The 24,396-nt window shown below is 64.0% G+C and carries 18 protein-coding genes; 10 read left to right on the top strand and 8 right to left on the bottom strand.

Annotation, left to right across the window (positions count from 1 at the left end; translation table 11 throughout):
- Positions 1-18: 18 nt before the first annotated feature.
- The 3 genes from ABIB90_RS16850 to ABIB90_RS16840 form a co-directional block, all read right to left on the bottom strand.
- A complete protein-coding gene (locus ABIB90_RS16850; RefSeq protein WP_354161393.1) occupies positions 19-2,094 on the bottom strand; it encodes a TRAP transporter permease in 2,076 nt (691 codons plus the stop codon).
- Between the two features lie 233 nt (positions 2,095-2,327).
- Positions 2,328-3,494 carry a TAXI family TRAP transporter solute-binding subunit gene (locus ABIB90_RS16845; RefSeq protein ID WP_354127907.1) on the bottom strand — a complete coding sequence of 389 codons (1,167 nt, stop codon included), beginning with the start codon at positions 3,492-3,494 and terminating at the stop codon, positions 2,328-2,330.
- A 167-nt stretch (positions 3,495-3,661) separates the two neighbouring features.
- Positions 3,662-3,883: an acyl-CoA carboxylase biotin carboxyl carrier protein subunit gene (locus ABIB90_RS16840; protein WP_354161396.1), complete on the bottom strand. Its 222-nt coding sequence runs from the start codon at positions 3,881-3,883 to the stop codon at positions 3,662-3,664.
- A gap of 94 nt (positions 3,884-3,977) precedes the next feature.
- Here ABIB90_RS16840 and ABIB90_RS16835 point away from each other — a divergent pair, with 94 nt between their 5' ends.
- From ABIB90_RS16835 to ABIB90_RS16815, 5 genes are all read left to right on the top strand, one after another.
- A complete protein-coding gene (locus ABIB90_RS16835) occupies positions 3,978-4,952 on the top strand; it encodes an IclR family transcriptional regulator (protein ID WP_354161399.1) in 975 nt (324 codons plus the stop codon).
- Complete coding sequence (locus ABIB90_RS16830; protein ID WP_354161402.1) at positions 4,882-6,441, top strand: acyl-CoA carboxylase subunit beta; 1,560 nt, start codon at positions 4,882-4,884, stop codon at positions 6,439-6,441. Before ABIB90_RS16835 ends, ABIB90_RS16830 begins: the two co-directional genes overlap by 71 nt.
- Positions 6,442-6,863: 422 nt before the next feature.
- Entirely contained in the window at positions 6,864-8,561 is a 1,698-nt protein-coding gene (locus tag ABIB90_RS16825; protein ID WP_354161405.1) for a GMC family oxidoreductase, read from the top strand.
- A 264-nt stretch (positions 8,562-8,825) separates the two neighbouring features.
- On the top strand, positions 8,826-10,340 hold the full coding sequence (locus tag ABIB90_RS16820) for an ATPase domain-containing protein (protein ID WP_035992861.1): 1,515 nt from the start codon (positions 8,826-8,828) through the stop codon (positions 10,338-10,340).
- Positions 10,337-12,046, top strand: coding sequence for a response regulator (locus ABIB90_RS16815; protein WP_354161408.1), 1,710 nt, complete (start codon positions 10,337-10,339; stop codon positions 12,044-12,046). The genes ABIB90_RS16820 and ABIB90_RS16815 overlap by 4 nt, the downstream gene beginning before the upstream one ends.
- Before the next feature lie 1,583 nt (positions 12,047-13,629).
- On the opposite strand, the gene ABIB90_RS16810 is transcribed toward ABIB90_RS16815, so the two are convergent.
- On the bottom strand, positions 13,630-14,805 hold the full coding sequence (locus ABIB90_RS16810) for a patatin-like phospholipase family protein (RefSeq protein WP_354161411.1): 1,176 nt from the start codon (positions 14,803-14,805) through the stop codon (positions 13,630-13,632).
- A gap of 255 nt (positions 14,806-15,060) precedes the next feature.
- Here ABIB90_RS16810 and ABIB90_RS16805 point away from each other — a divergent pair, with 255 nt between their 5' ends.
- The 3 genes from ABIB90_RS16805 (at position 15,061) to ABIB90_RS16795 (ending at position 18,392) form a co-directional block, all read left to right on the top strand.
- Positions 15,061-15,840 carry an acetoacetate decarboxylase gene (locus ABIB90_RS16805; protein WP_354161414.1) on the top strand — a complete coding sequence of 260 codons (780 nt, stop codon included), beginning with the start codon at positions 15,061-15,063 and terminating at the stop codon, positions 15,838-15,840.
- 109 nt (positions 15,841-15,949) lie between these two features.
- On the top strand, positions 15,950-16,966 hold the full coding sequence (locus ABIB90_RS16800) for a transporter (protein WP_354161417.1): 1,017 nt from the start codon (positions 15,950-15,952) through the stop codon (positions 16,964-16,966).
- Between the two features lie 22 nt (positions 16,967-16,988).
- Entirely contained in the window at positions 16,989-18,392 is a 1,404-nt protein-coding gene (locus ABIB90_RS16795; protein WP_354161420.1) for a carbohydrate porin, read from the top strand.
- On the opposite strand, the gene ABIB90_RS16790 is transcribed toward ABIB90_RS16795, so the two are convergent.
- The 3 genes from ABIB90_RS16790 to ABIB90_RS16780 form a co-directional block, all read right to left on the bottom strand.
- Positions 18,389-19,684: an MFS transporter gene (locus ABIB90_RS16790; protein ID WP_354161423.1), complete on the bottom strand. Its 1,296-nt coding sequence runs from the start codon at positions 19,682-19,684 to the stop codon at positions 18,389-18,391. The two genes, ABIB90_RS16795 and ABIB90_RS16790, sit on opposite strands and share 4 nt — an antisense overlap.
- Positions 19,685-19,794: 110 nt before the next feature.
- Positions 19,795-20,991: an acetyl-CoA C-acyltransferase gene (locus ABIB90_RS16785; RefSeq protein WP_354127912.1), complete on the bottom strand. Its 1,197-nt coding sequence runs from the start codon at positions 20,989-20,991 to the stop codon at positions 19,795-19,797.
- A 265-nt stretch (positions 20,992-21,256) separates the two neighbouring features.
- Complete coding sequence (locus ABIB90_RS16780; RefSeq protein ID WP_354161426.1) at positions 21,257-22,027, bottom strand: enoyl-CoA hydratase; 771 nt, start codon at positions 22,025-22,027, stop codon at positions 21,257-21,259.
- Positions 22,028-22,175: 148 nt separating this feature from the next.
- Between ABIB90_RS16780 and ABIB90_RS16775 the strand changes: the two genes are divergently transcribed.
- Positions 22,176-22,715, top strand: a complete 540-nt coding sequence (locus tag ABIB90_RS16775; RefSeq protein WP_354161429.1) for a PaaI family thioesterase — start codon at positions 22,176-22,178, stop codon at positions 22,713-22,715.
- A 59-nt stretch (positions 22,716-22,774) separates the two neighbouring features.
- Positions 22,775-23,398: a TetR/AcrR family transcriptional regulator gene (locus ABIB90_RS16770; protein ID WP_354161432.1), complete on the top strand. Its 624-nt coding sequence runs from the start codon at positions 22,775-22,777 to the stop codon at positions 23,396-23,398.
- A gap of 52 nt (positions 23,399-23,450) precedes the next feature.
- On the opposite strand, the gene ABIB90_RS16765 is transcribed toward ABIB90_RS16770, so the two are convergent.
- Positions 23,451-24,365: a LysR family transcriptional regulator gene (locus ABIB90_RS16765; protein ID WP_354161435.1), complete on the bottom strand. Its 915-nt coding sequence runs from the start codon at positions 24,363-24,365 to the stop codon at positions 23,451-23,453.
- Positions 24,366-24,396: the final 31 nt, after the last annotated feature.

The following is a 24,396-nucleotide window of genomic DNA, read 5'->3' as shown; positions in this document are numbered from 1 at the left end:
TCTCTTTGTGCAACGCAATCAGGGCACGCGCAACCCGTCCGGCACCATGGTCTGCCGCCGGACCAGCAGCAGGGCGAGCAAAACCGTGGGGACGAGGATGGCGAGGCCGAGCAGCGTCACCTGCATCTGCGACAGCGGCATGATGCCGCCGCCGGGGGTGGCCACCACGAACCCGCCGATCACCAGCAGTACGCGGATCGGCCATTCCAGCGCACCGGCGCCGCGGAGATCGCCAACGAAGGGCTGGTAGCCCTGAATGCCGCCGCAGATGAACAGCGTGCCGAACGCCGCGAGCGCCATCAGCCCGAGACCGGCGAGATAGGGGCTCGGCCCCTGCAGCACCAGCGCGGGATTGAGCACGAAGAAGAACGGGATGAAATAGATGATGCTGCCGACCCACATCGATTCCCAGCCCGTCTTCATCGCCGGCGAACCGGCAATGCCTGCGGCCGCGAACGAGGCGATCGCGACCGGCGGGGTGATCGACGACAGCATGCCCCAGTAGAAGATGAACATGTGCACGGCCATCTTGTTCAGCCCGAGTTTCTCCAGCGCCGGTGCGACCAGGATGGCGAGGAAGATGTAGCAGGCCGTCGTGGTCAACCCGAGGCCGAGGATCAGGCTGGTGAGGGCGCACATGCCGAGCAGCAGGAACGGATTGTCACCGGCAATGCGCAGCAGGTCGTTGGCAAGGCTCGACACCACGCCTGTCATCGAGAAGGCGCCGATCAGCAGGCCGCAGCCGGCGAGGATGCCGACAAGCTCGACGAAGGTGCGGCCGTTGACCTCGAGGAATTTGCCGATGGTCGCGACAGTCCAGCGCGTGTCCTTCGAGAACAGCTGGTTGAGGACCAGAAGCAGGGCGGTAGCGTAGAACGGCGCATGGCTCTCGCGCTTGAAGTAGAGCAGCATCACGATCAGCAGCGCGATGACGAAGACGTAGTACCAGCCGTCCTTGATTGTATCCATGACCCGCGGCAGCTCCGCGCGCGGAATGCCCTTCAGCCCGTGTCGTGCGGCGTAGGAGTCGACCTGCATGAACAAGCCGACGTAATAGAGCGCGGCGGGAATGATGGCCGCGATCGCGACATCGGCGTAGCTGACATTGAGGAACTGCGCGATCACGAAGGCGGTCGCACCCATCACCGGCGGAGCCAGCACCGCGCCGGTCGAGGCACACGCCTCGATCGCGCCGGCGTAGGAGGCGCGGAAGCCGCTCTTCTTCATCACCGGAATGGTCATGGTGCCGGCGGTGAGCACGTTGGAGATGATCGAGCCCGACATCATGCCGAGCAGGCCGCTGGCGAAGATGCAGACCTTCGCCGCGCCGCCGCGGAAGGTGCCGCACAGCGCGAAGGCGAGATTGATGAAGAACTTTCCGGCGCCGGTCATCATCAGCGCCGTGCCGAATACCAGGAAGCCGATCACGGTGTCGGCAAACGCCTGGATGGGAATGCCGAGCAGGCTCTCGCCCGACAGCACGTGATAGGCGGTCGCCTGCTCCAGCGTCGATTGTGTGCCGCGGAACGGCCCGAGCCAGCTGGATTCCGCGAACAGCGGATAGACGGTGAAGGGGAGCACGCTCAGTAGCAGGCTCCAGCCCCCGGTCCGCCGCAGCGCCTCCATCAGCATCACCCACATCACGAGACCCGCCGCGGTCACGCTGTTCGGCGCGCCGCCGAATTCCCAGCCGGCCTCCGCGGCTTTGCGCACGTTCAACATCAGCAGCAGCGCCGCGGCAAAAGTTACGACGAAGCAGAGAAGGTCGTACCAGGGAATGCGGTCGAGCGGCGCGCGCGGGGTTCCCGGGAAGATCAGGAACGTGAACGGCAGCATCAGGGCGATCAGGAGATAGAAATACTCCGTGTTGAGCTGGGTGTAGCCGACGAAGAAGCGCAGCGAGAATTGCTGGTTGATGCAGAGCAGGATGGTCGCGGCGGTCGCGACGACGAGCGTCCAGCGCCACGCGCCGCGCAAGCTTCGCACGCGCGTGACCTCCGCTTCCTGCATGTTGGCGGCGGCGCCATGCGGATCGTCGAACACGATCCGCTTGGCCTCGTCCTGCGGAGCGGTGGACTCTGAAGCAGACGACATGATCGACCCCGCGCGTGGGTTGCTAAGTGCTGACGAATGCGAATGGGTTGAAGCGGTCGGGCCGTGGGCTCCTCAACCTCTCCCGCTTGCGGGAGAGGTTGCGCCGAAGGCGCGGGTGAGGGCTCTCTCCTCTGGGGGAATCCCAACGTTGAGGCACCCTCTCCCCAACCCTCTCCCGCAAGCGGGAGAGGGAGCGCAGCTCGCGCGTGGCAACCATCAGGCCCATCGCGAAATTATTCCTCGAACCCGTTCGGCATGTCGGCCTTCGCAAGCGCTGCGGCACGCGCTTTCATCCAGCCGTCGAGAAACGCCTTGTCATCCGCAGGCGGGTTGGACTTTCCGTAGTCGGTCCACGCTGCGCCAAGCACCTCCTGGCGCTTGATCAGTCTGTTGTTGTGCGTGTCCTGCGCGTCGCTCCATTGCCCGGCTTCCTTCAGCGCCTTTACCGCGCCGGGATGCACCGGCACCACCCAGTTCTTGGTCTGGCGATCGGCCGCAAGCCCGCCGGCGCCGGGTGCGGCGTCCTTGTAGGAATCGTAGTTCACGATCATCGCTTTGGTGATCGCATAGACCTGGTCGGGGGCTTGCGAGGCGTAGGCGACGAAAATCGGGTAGGGGTAGTTGCCGAGCTCGATCGGTTTGTCCGGCGAGATGCCGGCGCCGCAGGTCGCGGTCTGCGGGAAGAAGAACGAGCCGACCTTCTGCATCCGCGCCCAGCCTTCCTTGTCCTTGGCGGGCAGCGGCGGCCAGATCAGGCCGCGCGGCGAGGTCTCGGCTTCCTTGGCGGGGCCGGTGATGGTGGTGCCGAAGGCTGCGTCGGTGTCGTTGTTGATCAGGCCCTTCCACATCGCGCCGTAGCTTGCGAACTCGACGACCTTGACGTCCTTCTGCGTCAGGCCGGCGAAGGCGAGCACCGCGAGCGAGTTCTGGTTCAGAGCCGGCGAGCCGACGACGAAGCCGACGCGCTTTCCCTTGAGGTCCTTGAGCTCCTTCACGCCTGTGTCCGCGGCCACGCCGAGCGTGCCGCAATTGCAGTCGACGGATGAGAGCATGATCTGGAGCGGTTGCGGGCCCCATTCCCTGGAGCCGAACTCGAACACGCCTTCCTGCGCGAAATAGGTACCCGATCCCATCGCGGAAGAAACCGCGCGCTTGGCGCGCAACGGCGCGAGACGCGCGACGTCGTTGCCTGCGGGGAGCACGCGCACGTCGGTTGAGTATTTGTCCTTCATCATTTTGCCGACGCCGACCGCGATGTTGAAGCCGGCGGTGCCGGTGTCATAGGCCGTGAACGTCAATGTCGCCGGCAGCTTGATGTCTTCGGCGGCTGCATAGCGTGTAGACGCAAAAGAAAGGCCCGCGACCAAGGCAGGCGCGAGCATGACCAGCCCACGACGCATGTTTCCCTCCAATGATCCTCGCGTTTGCCGCGACGATTTTCTTTCTTTGTTTGAAACAGGTTTTTGTTTGAAACGGATCATGTCATCGCGATCAGGCGATGGCAACGGCGTACCGCGAACGCAGCAATGAGGCTGACAGAATGTCGCGGAAACGACGGGTAATGCAGTCAGTTCGCGACGATCGCGATCGTCTGTCCCTCGGCAACGACGTCGTCGAGCTTCACCAGAAGCGATGTGATCTCGCCGCTCGCAGGAGAAAGCACAGGGATCTCCATCTTCATCGCTTCGACCACCACAATCTCATCACCATCCGCAACGGTTCCTCCAACTTGCACGGGAGTTGAGCAGATGCGACCCGCGATCTCCGTGACGATCTTAATCTCTGGCATGCCATCGCCTTCTTCTTGTGGTCGCAAAATGCCTGAGGTAGTTTCTTCTGCAAGCGGAATTTAATTCCGCACAGCGGAACAAGCGGTAGGGATCATGGGACGACGTTCAGAGCGGTTGAGTAGGCAAGGTGCGCTCGCTGGCGAAGCCGGTGAGGGTGATGTCATCCAGGTGGTGTCGCGCGCGTTCGACGTGTTGCGATGCTTCGAGGGCCACGATAGCAGGCTCGGCAATCTCGAAATTTCAAACCGCTGCGGCCTGCCGCGCTCGACCGTGTCGCGGCTCACGCACACGCTAACGCGGATGGGTCAGCTCGTGTACCTGCCGCGCGATCAGAAATACCGCATCGGTCCAAGCGCTGTGGCGATGAGCGCCTCGATGATGAAGGGCGCGCAGCTGCGCAGCATGATCCGTCAGCGGCTCCAGGAAGTCGCTGAGCAATTGCCCGGCACGGTCGGCTTCGTCGTCCCCGATCGCTTCCATCTGGTCTATCTCCAGTTCGCGCGTTCGGCGACTGCACTGGGCCTGCACGAGGGCACCGGCAGCCGAATCTCGATGGCCTCCACTGCTGCGGGCGCAGCCTACACCGCGGCATTGGCGCCCGAGGTCGGCGATGCCTTCATCGCGGACATGGAGCGGGAAGCTCCCGAGGCTGCAAAGATCCTCAAGCCCCGCATCGAGGCCAACCGGCAGTCGCTGCATGAGCGCGGCTATGTCGTGGCCTGCGGCTTGTGGAGCCCGCACATCAACGGGCTCGCGGTGCCGATCTGGTCGCCGCAGTACCAGACCTTCGTTGTCATCACGATCGGTCTGCTCTCGGCGATGTATGACGAGCAGCGTCTGCATGCCGAAGTCGCCCCGTTGATGGTCGCGCTCGGCCGTTCGCTCGGCAGCCTGATGGATGGCGCAGAGGGCGACGTCTTCAACGCCCGCATCCCGCGCAAACCGGTCGCCATGGCCATGCACAACAATAACAAGCCGATCAATTCGGAGGGAGTGAATGAACTGGAAGCCGGAACTCGACGAGCTCGCCCGGCGCGAAGCCTTCGCGCGGGAGATGGGCGGCGTTGACAAGGTCAAGCGTCAGCATGACCAGGGCCGACTGACTGTTCGGGAACGTATCGACAGACTGACCGACAAAGGCAGCTTTCACGAGATCGGCGCCGTCTCCGGCGTCGGCGAATACGATTCCAGCGGCGAGTTGCAGAAATTGACGCCGGCGAACTGCGTGTTCGGCCGCGCGCGCGTCGAAGGCCGCACCGTCATTGTGGTCGGCGACGATTTCACCGTGCGCGGCGGCTCGGCGGACGCGTCCATCTCCGCAAAACCGCTGATGGCGGAGGAGATGGCGCATGATCTCCGGCTGCCCATCGTCCGCATCATCGAAGGCTCCGGCGGCGGCGGCTCGGTCAAGACCATCGAGACCAAGGGCGCGGCGAACTTGCCGGGTGGCATCGGCGGCACACGCTGGTATCGCTTCACAACGGAGAATTTGTCGCGCGTGCCCGTGGTCGCGCTCGGCCTCGGCTCGGTCGCAGGGCTCGGTGCCGCGCGTCTTGCCGCCAGCCACTATTCCATCATGACCCGGAAGTCCGCGATGTTCGTCGCAGGCCCGCCGGTGGTGAAGGCGCTGGGGCAGGACCTCTCGAAGGAAGAGCTCGGCGGCGCCGACATCCAGACCCGCGCCGGCGCGGTCGATCATGCCGTCGAAACCGAGGAGGAGGCCTTTGCCTGCGCGCGGCGGTTCCTGTCCTATCTGCCGTCGTCGGTTGACGGGCTGCCGCCGACCTTGCCCTGCACCGACAATCCGGAGCGCACCGAAGAGGCGCTGATGAGCGCAGTGCCACGTAATCGCAAGCAGGTCTACAAGATACGGCCGATCGTCGAACAGGTCGTGGACAAGGGCTCGTTTTTCGAGGTCGGCAAGAATTTCGGCAAGCCGATCATTGTCGGCCTCGCGCGGCTCGAGGGCAGGGCGGTGATGGTGCTTGCCAGTGACAGCTTTCACTATGGCGGCTCCTGGACGGCGGACGCCTGCCAGAAGGTGGTCCGCTGGGTCGACTTCGCCGAGACCTTCCATTTGCCGATCGTCTATCTCATGGACTGCCCCGGCTTCATGATCGGGCTCGATGCGGAGAAGGCGGGCACCATCCGCCATGGCGTTCGCGCCATGGCCGCGGTCAACCAGACCACGGTGCCCTGGTGCACGGTGATCCTGCGCAATGCCTTCGGCGTCGCCGGCGTGGTGCATCAGCCGGCCGACCGCTTCTCGATCCGCTACGCCTGGCCGTCGGCCTATTGGGGCTCGCTCCCACTGGAAGGCGGCATCGAAGCCGCCTACCGCGCGGACATCGACGCGGCCGAAGACAAGGCGGAGAAACTGAAAGAGATCGAGGACCGCCTTAACAAGCTGCGCTCGCCGTTCCGCTCCGCCGAAAAATTCTGGGTCGAAGAGATCATCGATCCCAGGAAGACGCGGTCGCTGCTGTGCGAGTTCGCGCGGCTGGCGGAGCCATTGCGAAAGCCAGGGCCGCCGGGGAATTTTTCGATCAGGCCGTAGCTTCAGCGGCCCCTGCGAGCCGCGGATGCCGACCTCAGCCCAATTGCGATTGGGCAAAATTGATCTAGCGCAACGCCACGCGTCCCATTGTCTGCAAGCGTCTCGTTTGGAACGAGGGAGAGACGTCATGACAAATGCGGGTAACGCGCTGCTTTGGACGGCTATATTTTTCTGTCTGTCGTTCGCTGCAATTTTTGTAGTCTGGTTTGCCGAGCGGTTGCGCGCGGGCTTCGTGAGGAAGCCGTAAAGCGCCCTGGGTTCGCGCCCTCGTCACCTGCTGACCGGACGGCGGATGCCTGCCGCCGGGCGGTGCCTTCGGCGTCGCCGGCATCTGTGCTCGCGCTTTGCCGTGGCAGCGATGACGTGACCTCAAAACAATAACGCGCTACGCTTCCCGGGCAAGAACAAGGGAAGCGCCAATCGTGTACGACTTCATTATCGTGGGCGGCGGCTCGGCGGGGTCCGTGCTGGCCCACCGGCTCTCGGCGAGGAGCGCCAACAAGGTCCTGCTCTGCGAGGCGGGACAGGACACACCGCCCGGAGACGAGCCGGCCGAGATCAGGGACAGCTATCCGGGGACGGCCTATTTCGATCCGCGCTTCCACTGGACCGAGCTCAAGGTCACGACCCAGATCGTCAGCCACAACAATCCGAACGAAGGACGTCCGCCCTTACGCAAATACGAGCAGGCACGCGTGCTTGGCGGCGGCTCCTCGATCAACGGCCAGATGGCCAACCGCGGCGCGCCGACCGACTACGACGAATGGGACGCGCGCGGCGCTGCGGGGTGGAGCTGGAACGATGTGCTGCCCTTCTTCAAGAAGGTCGAGCGCGACCTCGATTTCGACGGTCCCTACCACGGCAAGGACGGCCGGATCCCGGTCCGCCGAATCCCCAGGGAGCACTGGACGCGGCATTCGCAGGCGTTCGCGCAAGCCTTCCAGCAGGCCGGACATCAGTTCCTGCCCGACCAGAATGGCGAATTCGTCGACGGGTTTTTCCCGGTGACGCACTCGAACCAGGCCGAGCAACGCGTCTCGGCTGCCATGGGCTATCTCGATCGCGACACGCGCAAGCGCGCCAACCTCACGATCTCCACCAACACGCAAGTCAGGGAATTGCTGTTCGAAGGCACGCAATGCGTCGGCGTGAAGGCTGTGGTCGACGGGCGGGAGCAGGAATTCCGCGCCCGCGAGATCATTCTCTCCAGCGGCGCCATCCATTCGCCGGCGCATCTGTTGCGCGCTGGCATCGGTCCGGTCGGTCACCTCAAGGACATGGGCGTTCCCGTGCTGATGGGGCTGCAGGGCGTCGGCCAGCGCCTGATGGATCATCCCTCGATCTCGCTGTCGTCCTTTGTCCGCCGCGGCGCGCGGATGAACGAGCACACCAGGCGCCACATGCAGCTTGGCTTGCGTTACTCGTCCGGGCTCCAAGGCGTACCGAAAGGCGATATGTTCGTCGTCCTGCTCAGCAAATCGGCCTGGCACGCCGTCGGTGAGCAGATCGGATCGCTGCTGACATTCGTCAACAAGACCTATTCCGAGACCGGACAGGTCAAGCTTGCCTCGCGCGATCCGGTCGTCGAGCCGATCGTCGAGTTCAACCTGTTGTCCGACCGGCGCGACCTCGATCGGCTGATGAGCGGTTTCCGCAAGATGGCGGCCGTGCAGATGAGCGACGTTGTCAGGGCCGTGACGGACAAGCCGTTCCCGGCCTCCTATACCGACCGCGTGCGCAAGATCGGCGTGGTCAACACCAAAAACAGGATTCTCACCAGGATCGCCGCGGCCCTGATGGACGGACCGGCAGTGCTGCGCCACTACATGATCGACAATTTCGTGGTCGAGGGCTTCACCTTCGACGACGTCATCAACGACGACGAGGCGCTGGAAGCCTTCGTGCGCAAGGCGACCATCGGCGTGTGGCACGCCTCCTGCTCGTGCCGCATGGGCCGGGTTGACGATCCGATGGCGGTGGTCGATCCAGAGGGGCGCGTCAAAGGCGTGCAGGGCCTGCGCGTCGTCGATGCCTCGATCTTCCCGGTGGTGCCGTGCGCCAACACCAATTTTCCGGTCCTGATGTCGGCGGAGAAGATCGCAGCCGCGATCATGCAGTGAGCTGGCATGGCTTTTCGCGCCGGCGACTGCCTTGTCGATGCTGACCCTCCAGGACCGCTAGTCGGACCGCAATAGCTGAAATGGTGGGCGAGAAGGGTTCCGCGGCCGACGGTCTGGCGGACATGCGCCCGGGAGGCGGAACTTGGAACCCGGCTTGGGCGTTCTTTGCCAGATTTCGCCTTACGGCTGAGACAGGGCCGCTGATCGCGCGTCCCATCTCGGGGCCGGAGCGCATTTTCGGCGACGGAGCTTCACGGGGGTTCAATGATCAATTCATCGAGCCGGGCGCAAACCAGCGAGCCCGGAGAGTTGCCCAGGATTTCGACCGGCAGTGACGGTCTCGACGATATCCTCTACGGCGGGCTCGATCCCAATCGCATGTACCTCTACGAGGGCCGGCCCGGCTCGGGCAAGACCACAATGGCGCTGCAATTCCTTCTCGAGGGCGCCCGCTGCGGTGAACGCGTGCTCTATATCTCCTTGTCGGAAACCAAGCGTGAGTTGACGCTGGTTGCACAGCGGCACGGCTGGTCGCTGCAAGGCGTCGACATCTTCGAACTGGTGCCGCCGGAGACGACGCTCGATCCGGAGCGCGAGCTTACCGTCTTCCACCCCGCCGAAATGGAGCTGAGCGAAACCACGGGCCTGATATTCAAGGAGGTCGAACGGATCAATCCCGCGCGCGTGGTGCTGGACAGCCTGTCAGAGCTGCGCCTCCTTGCGCAGAATCCGCTGAGGTACCGGCGCCAGGTTCTGGCCCTGAAGCACTTTTTCACCAACCGCAATTGCACGGTCATTCTCCTCGACGATCTCTCGTCCTCCCAGGACGATCTGCAGCTCCATTCCATCGCGCATGGCGTGGTGATGCTCGAACAGCTCGCCATTGATTATGGCGCAGAGCGCCGGCGGCTTCGGGTGATCAAGATGCGCGGCATTCGATTTCGCGGCGGCTTCCACGATTTCACGATCGAAGCGGGAGGGGTGCGGATATTCCCCCGCCTGGTGGCAGCGGAACATCACACCTCGTTTATTGGTGAGTTGACGCCCAGCGGCAATGCGCAACTCGATCAACTCCTTGGAGGAGGGCTCGAGCGCGGCACCAGTGCGCTGCTCTTGGGCGCCGCCGGTGTCGGCAAGTCTTCTCTCGCGCTGACCTATGCGATCGCAGCGGCAGATCGCGGTGAGCATGCGGTGTTCTTTGCCTTCGATGAAGGTCGCGGTACGGTGGAGGCCCGGGCTCGAACGCTGGGCCTGCCCCTTGAAAGCCATCTGCAATCGGGACTCATCCGATTTAAGCAAATCGATCCCGCCGAGATGTCGCCCGGCGAATTCGCCGCCAATGTGCGCAACAGCGTCGAAAAGGATAACGCCCGAATTGTTATCATCGACAGTCTGAACGGCTACCTCAACGCAATGCCGGATGAGCGATTTCTCATCCTCCAGATGCACGAGCTGCTGAGCTATCTCGGGCAGAAAGGCGTGCTGACCGTCCTGATCCTCGCTCAGCATGGGCTGGTCGGTCCGATGGAGACGGCTCTCGATATCAGCTATTTGAGCGATGCCGTGCTCATGCTGCGCTATTTCGAAGTCGGCGGAGCGGTGCGGCGGGCCCTCTCGGTCGTGAAGAAGCGCAGCGGCAATCATGAAAATTCCATCCGCGAGTTTCGTCTTGGCAGTGCCGGCATCACGGTAGGTCCTCCGCTGAGCGGGTTCAGCGGCATCTTTTCCGGGAATCCACGTTACTCGGGCACGGAGATGCCGGAAGGGCTGTCGGAATGAGCGCCGACCGCGATCATTGCGTCCTCGTGTTTGCTCCGATCGGCCGCGATGGACCGGCATCGGTCGAGCTTTTCCGTAATTCGAATCTCCTGGCAATCAATTGTCGTGGTCTGCCTGAACTGGTCAGCGAGATGTCGGCGGGCGTGGGCGCGGTGCTTCTCGCCGAGGAGGGCCTGTTCGGAAAGGATACCCAGCCGCTGGCACATTGGATCGAGCGGCAGCCGCCCTGGTCCGACCTGCCCTTTGTCATTCTCACCAGCCACCGCGAGCAGCCGGCGGTGGTTGCCTGGCGCCGCAGCATCGTCGAGACGCTCCGCAACGTGTCGCTGCTCGAGCGCCCGGTTCAGCCGATCACGCTGACGAGCGCAATTCAATCCGCAATGCGGGCCCGCCGGCGGCAATATGAAATTCGAACCTTGCTGCAGGCGCGCGAGCGGACGGCCCAGGAGCTCGAGAAGCTCGTGGTCGAGCGCACCCGTGCCCTCGAGGAGGCCAACAAGCATCTGCGGGCCGAAATGGAAGAGCGCGCCCGCGTCGAGGAGACCCTCCGTCAGGCCCAGAAGATCGAAGCCATCGGACAATTGACCGGCGGAGTAGCTCACGACTTCAATAATCTGCTGATGGTGATCTCCGGCGGATTGGACATGCTCGACCGGCAGACAGATCCTGATCGGCGGCGTCGTCTGTTGGAAGGAATGGTTCAGGCGGCGCAGCGTGGTGCGGGCCTGACCAGGCAGCTTCTGGCTTTTTCACGGCGGCAGAAGCTCCGGCCCGAGGCCGTCGACATCCCAGCGCAGATCGGCGGCATGCGCGAATTGCTCGATCGGAGCCTGAGAGGCGACGTTCACGTCGAGTTCGATTTTCCAGAGGGGCTTTGGCCGGTTGAGGTCGATCCGGGGGAGCTCGAACTGGTCATTCTCAATCTGGCGGTCAACGCCCGCGATGCGATGCCGAACGGTGGCACGATCGTTGTCCGCGGCGAGAACTTGGCCGGCCTGGCCGAGGACGAGATCGCGGGCGATTACGTTCGCCTGTCCGTGGTCGACAGGGGCGTTGGAATGAGCCCCGAGATCCTGGCGCGGGTCTTCGAACCGTTCTTCACGACCAAGGACGTCGGTAAAGGCTCAGGCCTGGGGCTTGCTCAGGTCCACGGATTTGCGACGCAGTCACGCGGAATGGTTCGAATAAAATCGATCGTCGACGAGGGCACCAGCATTGAGCTCTATTTGCCGCGATCCAGGAATGTCCCCTCGGGTGAACGGCATCTCATCGACCTGAACAGGGCGCGTCCCAAGAGGGCTAATCATGGCCGGGTTCTTCTCGTCGAAGACGACGACGAGGTCGCCGCGCTGGTCAGCGAGATGCTTGCGCAGCTCGGTTACCAGGTCACGCGCGCGGCCAGTGCCGCGGCGGCTCTCGGTGCCCTAGCGGACGGCCGCTCCGTCGATCTGGTGTTTTCCGATATCATGATGCCGGGCGGCATGAACGGTGTCGAACTCGCGTCCGAGATCAAGAGAAGGCGAAGCGACATCCCGGTCCTGCTGACGAGCGGATACGCCGAAGCCGCGGTTCACGACGCCGAAATGGCCGGCATCCGGATCCTGTCGAAGCCCTACCACATCGACGAGCTCGCCGCAGCGCTCAGCGCTGCAAAGTTGGACTTTGCGACAACCGCAGGATCTGCCTTAGCGAAGACTCGGGGCTGACCATTCGCGCGACAATCAACGGCGGGGCTAAGGCTTGCGGGCGCCCCTCCGCAATTGTGCGCTCGGCCATCGTGCCGCGGCGTACAACAATGCGACGCACGAATGCAACGCGGTCGCCTCTCGGTTGCGAAGACACGCATTCGTTCTCTGCGAGTTAGACATTTCCGCCGCTACGCTTGGGCTGTGATGATTGCCAAAATCGGCCCGCAAATGCAGCCACTTTCAGTCGCTATTTGAGACCATTTCAGCCAAACTGTTATTGGTTTCTTTGCAGGGGCAGGGACCTTCAGCTAGGAGCCCTGCAATGTTCAAGTCGGTTCTTTCCGCGTGTCTCGTCGTTGCCTTTAGTTTCGTCGCTTCTGAAGCACGGCCCTATCGCATTCATCAAGCAGCCGAATGCAACGTCACGATGCCCTGCGACTTCTCGTATTCGCAAACGCGCCGTGAGAGGACTTCCAGGTCGTTCCTAACTCCCAGGTCCTCACTCCAATCCTATCGCGCGACGCAACTGACAGCGGCCGACGCAGGCGGCGCCGCGACGGCGAGCCTCTCGGGCGGTCGCATCGTCGGTAGTCGTCCCGCAGGTTGCCCTTCCTCCTTCTGCGGCTGCGGGGCTGCTCTGCGCGTGTTCGGCCGTATCGTGCCGGAATTGAATCTTGCACGAACTGGCTGCGCTTCCCGCGGACATCACCCGCACCGGGAATGGTCGCAGCCCGACACGGACATGTGTTCGTCCTCGAGCAACACCTAAGCGGGGATACCTGGCTGGCTTACGACGCCAACTCGGGCGGACACGCGACGCGAATGCATGCGCGTTCATTGCGTGGCTACACGATCGTCAACCCGCGCGGCGGTTCGGTCGCTTGAGACGCCGGGCGACAGGTGCGTCACGAGACCTGGTGCGCCATCGCGCGAAACACCTTGTCAACCCCGCACTGAAGTAATATTCGTATTTACAGAAGTTCGGATAAGGCGTAGTTTGCGCGCATCCCAGCCTGCTACAAGGGCGTTTCGCGATCGTCACGAGACGTGGGCCGGGAGGCGGTGGCCGCGACTGCGTCGACGCGCTGGGCAGGCTGCAGGGCGGGTTTTCCCGTGAGCAGCTGCACACGCGGTACGACACGGCGCTGACAGCCTCCTCGTTCGGTCTCGATGGCGAGCGCACGCCAGGCATCGAGGACAGGGGCGGGGAGGTGCGCGGACGGCAAAATCGTGTGGTCCTGACGCCCGGGGTCTGTGCGTCAAGTCTTGTGGTGATGCTCTGCCCAACCGGGTCAGCACATCAGCCATCCGCAAGGCGACGGGGGCAATAGTGCATCGCTCCCCGGGGAGAGCGCGTCATAAGCCGTAAAACCATTCGCGCAGGGAAGGCCGGTTGCCGGCGTCACCTGTCGTCCACCCCGTGCGCGTCTTGCTCGCACACGGGACTACGGGTGCCAGCCGGCGCCCGGCCTTCCCTGCGCCCTTTCTTTCGAGAGGGTGCTAAGACTAGAGCAAAGCTCGGGCAAAATGAGCCGCGAGAATGCGAAAGTGTGCCTGCAAGCCGGGAACGGGAATTGGGTGATCGCGACGGGACGATAGAGCTACGCGCTCTCCGTCTCCCGGTGCACGTCGTGCACCACGAGGCCCATGCCTTCGTCGGGCATCTTGATCCAGTCGCGGCGCTTGAGGGTGCGCTTGGTGTCTTCGTAGCCGGAGGTCCAGTGCTCGCGCATCGAGGTGCCCGAGAATTCGTGGTCCTTGGCGTCGCCCTCATAGGCCTTCTGCTGGTAGATCAGATGCAGGATCGCGATCTCAGGCATGTGGCGCAGGCTCGACTTGAGTTTGCGCTCCTCCTCGGAGAGCTGCTCGTCGGGCAGCTTGGCCAAGGCCTTGTAGAGCAGGACCTTGAGGTTGTGGGTGCGGCGGTAGACGTCGGTGTTGTGGCGGGTGCGCGAGGAATACATGATGTCCTTGTGGCGGGCCATCACGTCCTGGATCGAGCGCGGCAGCACGCCGCGTGCGCTGAACAGGTCGACCTGGAACACCAGCGAATTGAGCGCGTCTTCCTGGTCGAGCAGGTGCTGAAGCGGCGTGTTGGAGACGATGCCGCCGTCCCAGAAATGATCGGTGCCGATCCGCACCATCGGCAGTGCCGGCGGCAGGGCGCCGGAAGCCATGATGTGCTCCGGCTCGATCTCGTCGTGGGAATTGTCGAAATAGATGAAATTGCCGGAGAGCACGTTCACGGCGCCCACCGCGAAGCGAACCTTCTTCTCGTTGATGAGGTCGAAGTCGACGAGCTCGAGCAGGCTCTCTTTCAGCGGCATCGTGTCGTAATAGCTGGTGGCGGTCCGGGCGCCGACCGGGCTCAGCCAGGGATTGACCTGATGCGGGCTGAAGAAGCCCGGTTGGCCCATCGCCGACGTCATCCACGCGCTGGTGAGATTGCGCCACTGGCGGAAGATGTCTCCGTCAGGCGTGTAGTGCCAGATCTTGCGGTTGGTGATGCGCTCCCAGAAGATGCGCAGCGCCTCGAGCCGCTTCTCCGGCTTGTTGCCCGCGATGATGGCGGAGTTGATCGCGCCGATCGAGACGCCACAGACCCAGTCGGGCTCGATGCCGGCCTCGTGCAGCGCCTGGTAGACGCCGGCCTGGTACGCGCCGAGCGCGCCGCCACCTTGCAGCACCAGCGCAACGCGGTCGCAGCGCTCGGGCCGCCAGCCTCGTGCGGGAGGCTGATGCGTCTGATGAGCCGGTTGCGACGTTCGGGCGTCCATGGTGTGCCTCCTGGCAAGCATGGAGATCATGCTTCAATGACAGAGGCCAAACGATTGCGTCGGGCGGTGACGGCGTGATGACATTCTGGCGCCGATGCATCGCTTGCATGCACCATGACCGCCTTGGGAATGGCTGCGGTCGTGCGGCTGACGGAAATCCTTCACATCGAAGTCAATGACGGCGGCTAGCAATCTGCATCGCCGCCTGACGCTGCCGGGCGGGCATCACGTGAGCGCCACTAGAGGAGACCAGCGATGCGCAGGGAAGAGCTGCTGAGACTTCCGTCCATGCCGGCGGCCGGGCCGAGCTATCCGGCCGGGCCCTATCGCTTTGTTGACCGCGAATTCCTCGTCATCACCTACGAGACCGATCCGAACCTGATCCGCGCCGGCTTGCCGGAGCCGCTGGAGCCGATTGACCAGCCGGTCGTGCACTACGAATGGATCAGAATGCCGGACTCCTCCGGCTTCGGCAGCTACACCGAGTCCGGCCTCGTCATCCCCGCGCGCTTGCACGGCGAGGAGGTCAACTTCGTCTCGCAGATGTATCTGGACGATGATCCGCCGATCGCCGCCGGCCGCGAGATATGGGGCTTTCCCAAGAAATACGCTCATCCCAAACTCGAGATCGTCAAAGACACGCTGACGGGCACGCTGGAATATGCCGGCCAACTCGTCGCCATGGGCACGATGGGCTACAAGCACGAGAGCATGGCCGGCAACGGCGATCTGACCCGGGCGACGCTGTCGAAAACGCAGATCAATCTGAAGATGATCCCCGGCGTCGACGGCCGCCTCGAGATCTGCCAACTGGTCGCGATCAACCTCATCGACATCGTGCCGAAGGGCTCCTGGATGGGGCCCGGCCGGCTGCATCTGGTGCCGCATGTCAATGCGCCCGTCGCCGATTTCCCGGTCCGCCGCTGCCTCGGCGCGCATCATTACATCGCCGACCTGACGCTGCCGTTCGGCCGCGTCGTGCACGACTACATCAGGGAAGCCGAGTTGGCCACTACCGGGCTGGCCGCCGAGTAGGGCGTCATCATCAAACTGTAACAATGCCGTAATTGAGTACCCGCGAAGGTCCGGAAGATGCCGTCAGCCATCTTCCGGAGCGGGGCATTCGTTGACGGTGGGAGTTGGTATGGCCGAGCCGGCTAAGCTTGTCAGCGCGATATCGGATTCCGTGCCTTGCATTCCCGGCCTGGTGTGGGCATTCCGCCTCCACAGCGACGGCGGCGCCGAGGCGCTGCCGATCGACCAGCCGATCGAGTTCAGTCATGACGGCCGGCTCTGGCTGCATTTCAACCTCACGGACACGCGCGCACGGCCGTGGATCGCCGCGTCACAGCTGCCGCCGCTCGCGCGCGAGCTCTTGCTGTCCAACGACACCTTCCAGCAGCTTCACGTCATCGACCACTGCGTCTACGGCGTGTTCTCCGACCTCGTGCGCGACATCGGCAGCGCGACGGAGGAGACCGCGTTCCTGCGCTTCGCCATGACCGAGCGGCTCCTGATCAGCGGCCGCCATCAGGCGCTGTGCTCGGCGGATGCGACACGCCGGGTGCTCGAAGGCGGCTACCGCGTCGACAACGTCGCCCATCTCCTCGAAAAGATCGTCGATGAGGTCGCCGACACGCTTGATAGGATGGCCGATAAGCTCGGTCAGGAGATCGACGAGATCGAGGAGCGGATTCTGGCCGACGAGGCCAAGCCGGAGATGCGCCGCAATCTTGGCCGGCTGCGCCGGACCTGCGTCAGGCTGCATCGCCAGCTCACCGGCCTGCGTACGCTGTTCCATCGCCTCGACCAGAAGAACACCGACCACCTTTCGCCGGACCTGCGTATCCAGGCCGGCAAGCTGGCGCAGCGGCTGGACGGCCTCGACCACGACATCGTGGAGCTGCGCGAACGCAGCCGCCTGCTCGAGGAGGAGCTGCGCTTCAAGAACGAGGAGCAAAGCAACAACCACCTCCACACGCTCTCGATCGTGACCTCGCTGCTGCTTCCGCCGACGCTGATCACCGGCATTTTCGGCATGAACACCAAGGGCCTGCCTCTGACCGAGGTCGAGAGTGGATTTTTCTGGGCGGCTCTCCTGATGGCCTCGTCAGTCGGCGCGGCCTATCTCTTCATGCGGCGTACCGGTATCTTCAAGTAAAGCACGCCGGTCGGTATCAGCCGTGATCGGGACCGCACATCTATTTCCGCTGCGAAATGCGGCCGCGATTGTGCTGGCCTGGACGATCGCGAGCACCAGCGCGCTGGCCGGCGCCAAGGACGAGAACGCGGCGGAGTGGCTAGCTCCAAAATGGTTCAACGAGTGGCATGACGGCCTCGCCAACAAGGGCCTGAATTTCGGCGCCGCCTACATCGCCGACAACATTGGCAATTTGTCCGGCGGCGTTAGGCGCGGCGCTATCCATTTCGGCCGGCTCGATCTTTCGGTCGATGCCGATCTCGACAAGCTGGTCGGCTGGAGCGGCGGCCGCTTCTACGCCAACGCGTTCGTGATCTACGGGCGAGGCCTCAGTCGCAACTGCATCATGAATCTCGCGACCATCAGCGAGATCGAGGCGTTGCCGGACCAGCGGCTCTACAATGCCTATTTCGAGCAGAGCTTCTTCAACGACCGCTTGAACATCAGGGCCGGCCAGCAGGCCGCCGATGTCGAGTTTTTCGACAGCCAGACCGACGATCTCTTCATCAACGGCACCTTCGGCTGGCCCGCGATCAAGGCCTCGAACCTCCCGGCCGGCGGCCCGGCGCCGCCGATCGCGGTCCCCGGCATTCGCATCAAGGCCGCGCTGTCGGACCAGGTCACCCTGTTCGGCGCAGTGTTCAATGGCGATCCGTCAGGCCCGGGCAATCAGGATCCGCAGCTGCGCGACCATCATGGTCTTGCCTTCCGCGTCAACGACCCGCCTTGGGTGATCGGGCAGGTCCGCTTCAACTACGACCTCGATATCGGCGGCCGTTCGCTCGCCGGCAATTTTACGCCGGGCGCCTGGAAGCATTATGGCTCGTTCGACAGTCAGCGCTTCGCCACGGATGGGCGGTCGATCGCCGATCCCGACGGCAGCGGCATTCCGGCAAAGCTTCGCGGCAATTACGGTATCTTCGCGGTGATCGAGCAGGTGCTGTACCGGCCGCCGGAGGTCAGGGAGAGCACCACTTCGGCCTCGATCCCGGGTGTCACCGCGTTCGGCCGCATCGCCTACAGCCCGCCGGACCGCAACCTGATCGATCTCTATCTCGACGGCGGCATCGGCTTTGTCGGCTTCGTATCCGGTCGTCCGCTCGATCGCGTCGGCGTGGCGGCGGCCTACATGCGCATCTCGAACTCCGCGCGCAACCTCGACGTCGATACCCAATTCTTCACGGGCATCCAGAGCCCAGTGCGCAGCAACGAGACCCTGATCGAGATGATCTATGAGGCGCACATCAAGCCGGGCTGGCTGATCGCGCCGTACTTCCAATATGTGTTCCGTCCCTCGGGCGGCATCCCGAATCCGGACGACCCGAGCGGTGTTGCGCGGATTGGTGACGCCGCGGTCTTCGGCGTCACCACCACGATCAGGTACTAAGCCATCGCGGCTTGCGGCTTTGGCTTCGGTTGTCGCGAGAGCGTCAGCACGATCAGCGAGGCGAACACGCAGAGCGCGCCGGCGATGAAGAAGGCGGGCAGGTAGCTCTGATAGACCGTCCGCGAGAAACCGGCCCCGAAGGCGGCGGTGCCTGCACCGAGCTGGTGGCCGGCAAAGATCCAGCCGAACACCAGATTGGCGCGCTCGGGCCCAAATTTCTGCGCGGTGAGGCGCACCGTGGGCGGTACGGTTGCGATCCAGTCGAGCCCATAGAACATCGCGAAGATCGAGAGCCCATAGAACGAGAAATCGCTGAAGGGGAGGAAGATCAGCGAGAGCCCGCGCAGGCCGTAATACCAGAACAGCAAATAGCGGTTGTCGTAGCGGTCCGACAGCCAGCCCGACATGATGGTGCCGAAGAAGTCGAAGATGCCCATCGCGGCCAGCAAGCCCGCGGCCTGCACCTGCGGGATGCCGAAATCGAGGCACATCGGAATCAGATGCACCTGCACCAGGCCATTGGTGGATGCACCGCAGACGAAGAACGTCGCAAACAGGACCCAGAACGCGCTGCTCTTCGAGGCGTCGCGCAGCGTGCCGAGTGCAACGCCGGTGATCGAGCCATGGCTGACGGGCGGCGCGGGCAGGGGTGTGGTGCCTTCGTCGCCAAACGGGCGCAGGCCCAGATCGCTCGGACGGTCGCGCATCGCGAGCAGGACCGCCAGGGCAGAAACACCGAGCGCGATGCAAACAAAACCGAGCGCAAGCCGCCAGCCGAAACGTTCGGTCAGGCTTGCCAGCAGCGGCAGGAACACGAGCTGACCGGTGGCGACGCTCGCGGTCATGATGCCGACGACGAGGCCGCGCCGCGCCGCGAACCAGCGCGTCGCGATGGTGGCGCCCAGCACCAGCGCAGTCATGCCGGTGCCGATCCCGATCACGACGCCCCACAGCGCGACGAGCTGCCAGACCTCTGTCATGCCGAGCGAGAGCACCAGCGCCGAGACCACGATGAGCTGTGCGGTCAGGGTGACGTTGCGCAGGCCGTAGCGGTTGAGCAGGGCAGCCGCGAACGGCGCCATCAGTCCGAACAGGATGAAGCGGATCGACAGCGCCGAGGAGATCTCCGCCGTGCTCCAGCCGAACTCTTTCTGAAGCGGAACGATGAACACGCCGGGCGCGCCGACCGTGCCGGCGCTGATCAGCGCGGTGAGGAAGGTCACGCCGACCATCACCCAGCCGTAGTGGATATTGCGGCGGCCGAGCGTTGCCGCGAGCCAGTTCGAGATCATTGGGCCTCAATCTTGATGGGCAGGATTTGAAACACCTGCGCGAGTTTGCAGGATGGCACGGGACCCGTCTGTCTGAAATGACGGAGTTCCCTCATTTCCGGACTTTCACGTCAGTGCGTCAGGCGCTCCACCGCGATCGCGGTGGCTTCGCCGCCGCCGATGCAGAGCGCCGCCACGCCGCGCTTGAGGTTTCGCGCCTCGAGCGCATGCAGCAGCGTCACGATCAGCCGTGCGCCGGTGGCGCCGATGGGATGGCCGAGCGCGCAGGCGCCGCCGTTGATGTTGAGCTTGTCGCGGGGAATGCCGAGATCGCGCTGGGCCGCCATCGCCACCACGGCGAAGGCTTCGTTGATCTCGAACAGATCGACATCGCCGGCGCTCCAGCCGATCTTGTCGAGCAGCTTGCGGATCGCCGGGATCGGCGCCGTGGTGAACCATTGCGGCTCCTGGCTGTGGGTGGCGTGGCCCTTGATCTCGGCGAGAGCCGGCAGGCCGCTGCGATCGGCGAGCGAGCGCTTCGTCAGCACCAGCGCGGCGGCGCCGTCGGCGTTGGCGGAGGAGGCCGCCGGCGTGATGGTGCCGTTGGCGCGGAACGCCGGCTTTAGCCCCGGGATCTTTGCGGGATCGACCTTCAGCGGATGCTCGTCATTGGCAACGATGCGGGGACCTGCCTTCTCGCTCAGCGTGATCGGCGCAATCTCGGCCTTGAACGCGCCGCCCTCGACCGCCTTGCGCGCGCGGCCCAATGTTTCCATCGCATAGGCGTCCTGGTCCTTGCGGGTGAACTGATAGGCTTCGGCGGTAGCCTCGCCGAAATCGCCCATGGAGCGGCCGGTCTCGTAGGCGTCTTCGAGGCCGTCCATCATCATGTGGTCGATGATGCGGTCGTGGCCGGCGCGGTAGCCGCCGCGCGCCTTGGCGAGCAGATACGGCGCATTGCTCATGCTTTCCATGCCGCCGGAGACGACGATCTCGGCCGAGCCGGCGCGAATGATGTCGTGCGCCAGCATGGTCGCTTTCATGCCGGAGCCGCAGACCTTGTTGACGGTGGTGGCCCCGGTGGCGTCGGGCAAGCCGGCGGCACGCGCAGCCTGGCGCGCCGGGGCCTGGCCTTGGCCCGCGGGAAGGACGCAGCCCATGAAGACCTCGTCGACCTTCTCCGGCGCAAGCTTGGCACGCTCGAGTGCCGCGCCGATCACGTGCGATCCGAGCTTGTGCGCGGGGAGCGGCGACAGCTCGCCCATGAAGCGGCCGAGCGGGCTACGGACGGCGGAGACGATGACGACGGGATCGGCGGCTTCGGCCATGGTGGAGACTCCCTATGATGTCGGGTATGTAAGATTATGATCATCATATGATGCGGCGCAAAAAATGCAACCGCGTCCGGCATGAGAAATTGTCGTGGCTCAGATGAGATTTGCTCGTTCGATCGGACGAGGTTGTCCCACAACTTGCTGTCATGCCCCGCGCAGGCGGGCGATCCAGTACGCCGAGGCAGTTGTGACTGAACCGATGGCGCGCGGCGTACTGGATGCCCCGCCTTCGCGGGGCATGACATCGTTGCTGATGGCCCTACCGCTTCCGATTCACGAACGCGCCCATCAGTCGCGTCGGCTCGTCCGTCAGGAACGACTCGCCGAACACCTTGACGCTCAAATTCACCGATTCCGTCAGCGGCAGCTCCTCCCATTGTCGCAGTAGTGCTTTCTGCGAGCGCAGCGCCTCGGGGCCGCATTCGAGAAGGGCCTTCACGAGGTGCTCGACCTCGGCATCGAGCCCGCCCTCCGGCGCGACCTTGTCGACCAGTCCCCACGCCAGAGCCGTCGCCGCGTCGATGTTCTCAGCGGTCATCACCAGCCAGCGCGCGCGGGCCCAGCCGATCAGACGCGGCAGCAGCGCGGCATGGATCACTGAGGGAATGCCGACGCGCACCTCCGGCATGCCGAAATGCGCATCATGGGCTGCGATCCGGAAATCGCAGGCGGCAGCGACTTCGAGCCCGCCGCCGAGGCACCAGCCGGGCATGCGCGCGATCATGGGAGCCGGGAAGGCGCGCACGGCCTCGCAGAGGTCGCGCAGGCGGCTGATGAAGGCTTCGGCGGACTTCTGGTCGAGCCTGGCCATCTCCTTGATGTCGGCGCCGCCGATCATGCTCTTCTCGCTCTGGCCGCGCAGCACCGCAACCCGGATGCTGCGGTCGGACGAGAGCTGCTGCAAGCCTTCGCGCACCGCATCGGTGACGGGCGAGCCCAAGATGTTCAGCGAGCCGGCGTTGCAGATCGTGACATGAACCACGCCGCGCGCATCGCGCGTCGCGCCGCAGTGGTGGTTGAGCATTTCCATGAGGGGATCTCTGGGTTTCGTGGACGTGCGAATACGCCGGTCGGATCACACTTCCGGGCCGAAACGCATGCTTGTCAAGCGGGCGGGAGGGAGTTGCCAGCGCGAAGTCCGCAGCATAGTATGATGAAAATCATACAAAGAGGCCGCGATGACCAACGTCGATCAACTCGACCTGTTTTCGCCCGCGCAGCGGCGCGAGCGTGTGGTGGAGTGGCAGGTGCCTGCGCCGGTTGCGAAAGTGGCGATGGGCCTGTCAGGCATGGATGCGATGCTGGGCATCCGCGACGGAAGGCTGCCGCCGCCACCCTTTGCCAAGTTGATCGGCTTCGTCATGGCCGTGGTCGAGCCGGGCCGGATCGTCATGGAACTCGAGCCGCGCGAGGATCTCGAAAACACCATCGGGCTCCTGCACGGAGCCACAGCCGCCGCGCTGATCGACACCGCCATGGGGTGTGCGATCTCGACCCGGCTGGAGCCCGGGCAGGGCTCCGTCACCCTCGATCTAAAAATGACCTTCCTGCGTCCGCTTTCGGTTCGGTCGGGGCTGATCGCCGCCGAAGGCAAGGTGATCAAGCTGGGACGCCAGACCAGCTACGCCGAGGGCTTCGTCCGCGACGGTAAGGGGGCGCTTGCGGTGCACGCAACGGCGACCTTTTCCATGATCGGCAACAATTTTACCGGGAATTAATGCGCCGTCCGACCGATATCCGTGTTATTAGATGACCTCCGACATTCAATGAGATCCGCATGCGCTATTCCCGGGAACACAAGCAGGAAACCCACGACCGCATCGTGAAGAAGGCTTCCGTGCGGCTGCGCGAAAAGGGTGCCCACGGCATCGGTGTCGCCGACCTCATGAAGGAGGCGGGCCTGACCCATGGCGGCTTCTATGCCCATTTCAATTCCCGCGAGGCGCTGGTGATCGAGGCGTTCGACTACGCCATGGATCGCTCGATGGAGCACTGGCGCAAGCAGTCCGATCAGGTCGCGCCGGAGAAGCAGCTCAATCAGATCGTCGAGACCTATCTCTCCACGGTGCATCGCGACAACCCCGGTCACGGCTGCTCGATCCCCGCGCTCGGCGCCGAGATCGCCCGGGAGAGCCCGAAGACGCGAAAGGCCTTTGCCGGCAAGCTCGACGAAATGATCGAGATGATCACGGACTTCATCCCGAATCTGCCGCGCAAGGCTGCGCGCAAGCAGGCGATCGCGACCCTGGCGACCATGGCCGGCACCATGTTGCTGGCGCGCATCGCCGGGTCGAGCGAGCTGTCGGACGAGGTGCTGAAGACTGGCAAGGACAGTGCGCTGGACGGCGCGCGGCGTGAGCCGAAGGCTGCTGCGGTTGCGAAGAAGCCGAAGCAGAGTTAGGCCGAGGTGCCGTTGAATGTGTAGGGTGGGTTAGCCGAAGGCGTAACCCACCCTACGAAGTCCGCCCCGCAAACAACGTCCGCTCGCGCTCCACAATCTCGGAAATATAATCCGCCACCGCGCGGATCCGCGCCAGGTCCTTGCTGTCGGCGTGCATCAGCATCCAAAAGGTGCGGGTGATCGAGACCTCTTCCGCCAGCACCGCAATCAGCTTCGGATAGTCGGCCGCCATGAAGTGCGGCAGCACCGCAATACCGAAACCGGCGAGCGTGGCGTTGAGTTGCGCGATCAGATTGGCGCTACGCAAGCGTGCGGAGATCTTGGTCGACACCTGCGGCAGATAGTCGAGCTCGGGCGTGAACAACAGCTCCTCGATATAGCCGACGAAGCGATGCTGCGGCAGGACCTCGCGCGAGGTGATTTTCGGGAAGCGGTCGAGATAGGCGGGCGCGGCATAGAGTCCGAGGCGGTAGTCGAGCAGCTTGCGGCCGACGATGCGGCCTTCCTTCGGCATGGTCAGGCTGATGGCGATATCGGCCTCGCGCTTGGAGAGGCTGAACAGCCGTGCGGTCGCGACCAGCTGCAAATCGAGGTCGGGATACCGGTCGGCGAACTGAGCGAGCCGCGGCGCCAGGAAGGCGGTCCCGAAGCCGTCGGGGGCGCCGATCCGCACCGTGCCGGTCAGCCGCGCCACCGAGCCACCGACCTGCTCCTGGTTGGCGACGATGGTCGATTCCATGGCTTCCGCGCTGTCGGCGACGCGCTGGCCCGACTCTGTCAGCAAGTAGCCGGTCTTGCGCCGGTCAAACAGCTTGGCCGAGAGGTGCTTTTCTAGCCGGTCCACGCGGCGGATCACGGTAGCATGGTCCACGCCGAGCTGCTTTGCCGCAGCCGAAACCGAGCCGCCCCGCACGATGGCCAGCACGAAGCGGAAGTCATCCCAGTCGATAGCGCCTTGATCCAGCATTTTCGCACATCTATGGTGCATTATCTCAGAC

It is taken from the genome of Bradyrhizobium sp. JR4.1, assembly GCF_040548605.1.
Taxonomy (GTDB): Bacteria; Pseudomonadota; Alphaproteobacteria; order Rhizobiales; family Xanthobacteraceae; genus Bradyrhizobium; species Bradyrhizobium canariense.
The sequence above is the reverse complement of the archived record's forward strand: the minus strand, read 5'-3'. Positions and strand labels throughout refer to the sequence as shown.

Bases quoted from the DNA above. Each gene is read 5' to 3' on its own strand.
- ABIB90_RS16790 (WP_354161423.1), bottom strand. From the start codon at position 19,684: ATGATCTCGAACTGGCTCGCGGCAACGCTCGGCCGCCGCAATATCCAC.
- ABIB90_RS16810 (WP_354161411.1), bottom strand. From the start codon at position 14,805: ATGGACGCCCGAACGTCGCAACCGGCTCATCAGACGCATCAGCCTCCC.
- ABIB90_RS16800 (WP_354161417.1), top strand. From the start codon at position 15,950: ATGGCCGAGCCGGCTAAGCTTGTCAGCGCGATATCGGATTCCGTGCCT.
- ABIB90_RS16770 (WP_354161432.1), top strand. From the start codon at position 22,775: ATGCGCTATTCCCGGGAACACAAGCAGGAAACCCACGACCGCATCGTG.
- ABIB90_RS16840 (WP_354161396.1), bottom strand. From the start codon at position 3,883: ATGCCAGAGATTAAGATCGTCACGGAGATCGCGGGTCGCATCTGCTCA.
- ABIB90_RS16775 (WP_354161429.1), top strand. From the start codon at position 22,176: ATGACCAACGTCGATCAACTCGACCTGTTTTCGCCCGCGCAGCGGCGC.
- ABIB90_RS16765 (WP_354161435.1), bottom strand. From the start codon at position 24,365: ATGCTGGATCAAGGCGCTATCGACTGGGATGACTTCCGCTTCGTGCTG.
- ABIB90_RS16835 (WP_354161399.1), top strand. From the start codon at position 3,978: ATGGGACGACGTTCAGAGCGGTTGAGTAGGCAAGGTGCGCTCGCTGGC.
- ABIB90_RS16820 (WP_035992861.1), top strand. From the start codon at position 8,826: ATGATCAATTCATCGAGCCGGGCGCAAACCAGCGAGCCCGGAGAGTTG.
- ABIB90_RS16850 (WP_354161393.1), bottom strand. From the start codon at position 2,094: ATGTCGTCTGCTTCAGAGTCCACCGCTCCGCAGGACGAGGCCAAGCGG.
- ABIB90_RS16845 (WP_354127907.1), bottom strand. From the start codon at position 3,494: ATGCGTCGTGGGCTGGTCATGCTCGCGCCTGCCTTGGTCGCGGGCCTT.
- ABIB90_RS16780 (WP_354161426.1), bottom strand. From the start codon at position 22,027: ATGGAAATGCTCAACCACCACTGCGGCGCGACGCGCGATGCGCGCGGC.
- ABIB90_RS16805 (WP_354161414.1), top strand. From the start codon at position 15,061: ATGCGCAGGGAAGAGCTGCTGAGACTTCCGTCCATGCCGGCGGCCGGG.
- ABIB90_RS16815 (WP_354161408.1), top strand. From the start codon at position 10,337: ATGAGCGCCGACCGCGATCATTGCGTCCTCGTGTTTGCTCCGATCGGC.
- ABIB90_RS16785 (WP_354127912.1), bottom strand. From the start codon at position 20,991: ATGGCCGAAGCCGCCGATCCCGTCGTCATCGTCTCCGCCGTCCGTAGC.
- ABIB90_RS16830 (WP_354161402.1), top strand. From the start codon at position 4,882: ATGAACTGGAAGCCGGAACTCGACGAGCTCGCCCGGCGCGAAGCCTTC.